The organism is Azospirillum sp. B4 (assembly GCF_000333275.1).
Classification (GTDB): Bacteria; Pseudomonadota; Alphaproteobacteria; order Azospirillales; family Azospirillaceae; genus Nitrospirillum.
Genome location: NZ_BACU01000428.1, coordinates 1 through 5,317 on the forward strand (window position 1 = coordinate 1; position 5,317 = coordinate 5,317).

The 5,317-nt window shown below is 69.9% G+C and carries 1 protein-coding gene; it reads right to left on the bottom strand.

Annotation, left to right across the window (positions count from 1 at the left end; all coding sequences use genetic code 11):
* Positions 1–5,317 (bottom strand): hypothetical protein (locus I55_RS37235; protein WP_044562140.1); only part of this gene is annotated, 5,317 nt, incomplete at both ends.

Below are 5,317 nucleotides of genomic sequence, written 5' to 3' on the forward strand. Positions count from 1 at the left end.
GTTGGCCACGGTGTGGCCGCTGGCGTCGATGGCATCGCCCAGGCCGACCGCACCCGACGCGAAGGTCAGGTTGCTCAGGCTGTTGCGGATGGTGCCGCCGCTGAAGCTGCCCACGGTCCCATTGCTGCCGCCAGTGATGACCAGGTCATGGGCGCTGGCGTTGACCACGTCGCCGATGATGGCCCCGCTGTTGGCCAGGGTGCCCAAGGACCCGCTGCTGGTGATCATCACCGCCGTGGCCGCGTTGATGGTGCCGGTGTTGGTCAGGGTGCCGAGCGTGCCGCTGACATAGTCGCTGAGCAGGGTCAGCAGCAGGTCGGTGGTGCTGCCGTTGGCGGCACTGCCCAGCGTGGCGCTGAAGCCGGTGGCCGCCGCCGCCAGGTTGGTGGTGCTCAGCGTCCCGCCGACCTCGGCGATGGTGTAGCTCTGCCCCGCGATCAGGTTGCTGCCCGACAGGGCCGTGACGGCGACGGTGCCGCCGGTGAAGCTGGCATCGCCGCTGACCAGCAGCTCACCCGCCGTGCCGCTTCCGATGCCCATGGCCAGCGTGCCGGCCGACTGGCTGTAGTTGCCCGTCACGCTGATGGCGTTGGTCAGCAGCACGTTGGCGCCGCTGTTGACCAGCGTGCCCGCGCCCACGTTGACCTGGTCATTCAGCAGCAGGGTGCCGCTGGCCAGCTCAACGTTGGCGCCCGTGCTGGTGATGGTGCCACCCGTCAGCGTGCCCGTCACCGTGCCGGCACCGCCGGTCAGCACCAGGGCGTTGGCGCTGGCGTTCACCACGTTGCCGGCGATGGTGCCGCTGTTGGCGATGGTGCCGAGGCTGCCGCTGGTGTAGAGGGCGGTGACGCCGGCGATGACACCGCTGTTGTTGAGGGCACCGACCGTGCCGCTGTTGTACAGGCCGTAGGCCGCACCGCTGATGGTACCGCTGTTGACCACCGCGCCAATGCTGCCGGCGTTGTTCAGCCCCGCCGCCGCCGGTGCTGGACTGTCCAGCAGGGCGCCGGTGTTGACGACCGTGCCGATGGTGCCCTGGTTCCACAGGCCCACCTGACCCGTGGCGGTGCCGTTGTTGCTGACCAAGCCGACGGTGCCCAGATTCTGGATGCCGTACAGCGCGCCGTCCAGCACGCCGCTGTTGACCAGCGTGCCCAGGCTGCCCGTGGTGGCGATGTACGCCGCCGTCACCACGCCATTGATGGTCCCGCTGTTGTTCAGGCTGCCCAGGGTGCCGCCGATGTAGTCGTTCACCGCCGCCAGCACCAGGTCCACGTTGGACCCGATGGTCTGCGTCCCCGTCGCCACCGTCATGCCGGTGATGCCGGAGGTGATGTCCACCCCGGTGTAGCTGGACCCCGCGCCACCCTGCACCAGGATCACCCCGGTGCCGCTGCCCACCACGTAGTTGCCGCCGGTGTCGATGTTGGTGCTGACCACCCCGCCCGTGATGCTGGCCACCCCGCTGACCACCGCCGAGTAGGTGCCCAAGGCCAGCGTGCCGCTCGCCTGGGTGTAGCTGCCGGTGATGCTCAGCGTATTGGACAGGCTCACGGTCGCGCCGTCGTTGACCACCGTGTGGCCGCCGACATCGATCGCGTCACCCACCACCTGCGACCCGCCGGCGAACACCACGTTGGCCGAGGTGTTGCTGATCGTGCCGCCCGTCAGCGTGCCGCCCGTGCCGGCGATCACCAGATCGCCTGTGGACAGGTTGACGATGTTGCCCTGGATGGTGCCGCTGTTGGCCACCGTGCCCAGCGTGCCGCTGTTGTACAGCGCCGTCACGCCCGACAGCAGGCCGGCATTGGCCAGCAGCGCCAGGGTGCCGCTGTTGCGGATGCCCAGGTCGCTGCCCGTGATGGCGCCACCCTGGGCCATCAGCGTGCCCAGCACGCCGCTGTTGTCGATGCCGATGCTGCCCGAAACCAGCCCGATGTTGACGAACAGACCCACCGCGCCGGTGTTGCTGACGCCGCTGGTGGCGCCGGTCATGGTGCCGGCGTTGCCCAGGGCCAGGAGGGTGCCCTGGTTGTCCACGGCGGCGCCCGTGGAGCCGAGGATGGTGCCGTAGCTGACCAGCGTGCCCAAGCTACCCTGGTTGAGCACGCCGACACCGCCCGTCATCACCCCCAGCGTACCGACGTTGCCGTTCACGATGGAGGTGATGGAACCCAGGTTGATCAGCGCCGCCGTGGCGCCCTGCAGCACGCCGCTGTTGCTGAGCGAGCCCAGGCTGCCCGTCGCCGCCACGTAGACGGCGTTGTTGGCGCTGATGGTGCCCGTGTTGGCCAGCGTCCCCAGCGTGCCGCCGACATAGTCGTTCAGGCCCGCCAGGTAGAGGCTGGTGCCACCCACCGAGCCCGTCACCTCCATCCCCGTCACGTCGCTGGTGTAGCTGAGCCCGGTGTAGCTGGAGCCGGCGCCGCCGCTGACCAGCGCGACCGTGTCGCCCACGCCCGCCAGCAGGTTCATCGTGGCCGGCACACCCGTCGCCGCGATGGTGCCGCCCGTCAGCACCGCCGCCCCGCTGACCGCCAGCTGGCCGCTACCGTAGACCACGCCCAGGGCGCCAGCCGACTGGCTGTAGTCGCCCGTCACGTTGATGATGGTGCTGAGCCGCACGCTGGCCCCGCTGTTGGACAGCGTGCCGGAACCACCCAGGTCGACCTGGTCGTTCAGCCACAGGTTGCCCGAGGCAAGCACCAGATCGGCACCCGTGCTGGTGATCGTGCCCACGCTGTTGACGGTGCCGCTCAGCGTGCCCGTCAGGCTGCCCACGATCTCACCGGCACCGCCGGTGAGGGTCAGCGCGTTGGCGCTGGTGTTGATGATGCTGCCCGCGATCACGCCGCTGTTGGCGATCAGGCCGACGGTGCCGCTGTTGCGCAGCGCCGTGACACCGGTGATCATCCCGCTGTTGGCCACGGTGCCCAGGGTGCCGCTGTTGACCAAGCCACGCGTCGCGCCGCTGATCGTGCCGCTGTTCAACACGAGACCGATGACACCAGCGTTGTTCAGGCCGGCGGCCAGGGTGGACGGCGCGTCCGTCAGCGCGCCGGTGTTCAGCACCGTGCCGATGCTGCCCTGGTTGTACAGGCCGACCAGGCCATCGATGGTGCCGCTGTTGGTCAGCAGGCCGACGGCGCCCACGTTGCGCAGGCCATAGCGCGTGCCCTGCAGCACGCCGCTGTTGCTGACCGTGCCCACGCTGCCGCTGCCGGCGACGTAGGCCGCCGTGGTCACCCCGCTGATCGTGCCGCTGCTGGCCAGCGTTGCCAGGGTGCCGCCAACATAGTCGTTGCGGATGACCAGCAGCAGGTCGACGTCGGAGCCGATGGTGGCGATGCTGGTGGCCACCGCCAGGCCGCTGAAAGCCGAGGTGATGCTGACACCCGTGTAGCTGGACCCCGCCCCCGCCTGCACCAGGGTGCTGCCGGTCCCGCCCACCACATAGTTGCCGCCGCCGTCCAGCTGGGCGGTGGTGATCATGCCGCCGGTGATGCTGGCGACACCGCCAACCACCGCCGAATAGGTGCCCAGCGCCAGCGTGCCGCTGACCTGGCTGTAGTTGCCGGTGATGCTGAGCGTGCTCGCCAGGCTCACGGTCGCGCCGTCGTTGACCACCGTGTGGCCGCCGACGTTGATCGCATCGCCCACCACCTGGGCGCCGCCAGCGAACACCACATTGGCCGAAGTGCCGGTGATGGTGCCGCCCGACAGCGTGCCGCCCGTGCCGGCGATGGTCAGGGCGTTGGCCGACAGGTTCAGGATGTTGCCGATGACCGTGCCGCTGTTGACGAAGCCACCCAGGCTGCCCGTGCCGGCGATGTACAGCGCCGTGGGCGCACTCAGCGTGCCGCTGTTGCCCACCGCCGCCAGCGTGCCGCCGACATAGTCGTTACCCGCCATCAGCAGCAGGTCGGTGCCCACCACAGAGCCCGTGCCGGTCAAGCCCGTCAGGCCGCTGACCACCGTGCCACCGCCGAGGCTGACCCCGCCCGCCGCCGACACCAGGGTCGCGCCACTGCCGATGGTGTAGTTGCCGGTCGCCGACAGGCTGGCCACCACCGTGCCGCCATCGATGCTGGCGGCACCGCTGGCCGCCAGCAGGCCCGCCGGGCCCACCACCAGCGTGCCAGCATTCTGGCTGTAGTTGCCCGTGACGGTGATGGCGCTGGTGAGGCTGAGCGACGCGCCGCCGTTGGACAGCGTGCCCGAACCGCCCAGATCGACCTGGTCGTTCAGCCACAGGTTGCCCGACGCCAGCACCACGCCGGCGTTGGTGCTGGTGATGGTGCCCACGCTGTTGACGGTGCCGCCCAGCGTGCCCGTCAGGCTGCCCACCACCGTGCCGTCGCCACCCATGATGGTCAGCGCGTTGGCACTGGTGTTGATGATGCCGCCAGCGATGGTGCCGCTGTTCACCAGCGTGCCGATGACGCCGCTGGTGTACACCGCCGCCGACACGCCCGTGATCAGCCCGCTGTTGGCCAACGTGCCGATGACGCCGCTGGTGTACACGCCGCTGCCGTGCGCCGACAGGGTGGCCGTGTTCGCCAGGAGCTGGATGGTCCCGGTGTTGGCCACCGCCTGGGCGTAGCCGCTGATCAGGCCGGCGTTGGCCACCGTGCCCATTTGGTTGCTATTGAACAGGCCCGTGTTGCTGCCGGTGACGCTGCCCCCGGCCATGTTGGCCCAGAAGCCGACCGTGCCGTCGTTGCTGAAGCCCAGCCGACCGTCAACCCGGCCGATGTTCACGAACAGATCCAGGCCACCGCTGTTGGTGATGCCGTTATCATGGCCGGATACCAGGCCGGCGTTGCCCAGGGCGCCAACGGTGCCGGCAAGCGCCATGCCGGCGCCGCTGGTGCCGATGACCGTGCCGTAGTTGACCAGCGTGCCGAGGACACCGTCGCTGGACAGGCCGACGCCGCCCAGCAGGGTGCCCAGCGTGGCGTTGGTGAGGCTGCCGATGATGCCGTGGTTGACCACCGCCCCCGACACGCCCACCAGGGCGCCGCTGTTGTCCAGGCTGCCCAGGCTGCCGGTCGCCGCGATGTAGGCCGCCGTCGCCGCCGTGATCGTGCCGCTGTTGCTGAGCGTCGACAGCGTGCCGCCGACGTAGTCGTTGCCGATGGTCGCCACCAGGGCGTTGCCGGCGACGCTGCCGCCCAGATCCAGGCCGGCGACGCCGGCACCGACCAGGGTGGTGGTATAGCTGGACCCGGCCCCGCCGCTGATCAGCGTGGCGGCGGCGCCGGCCAGGTAGTTGTCGGTGGCGTCGTAGCCGCCGACCTGGACACTGCCGACGGTG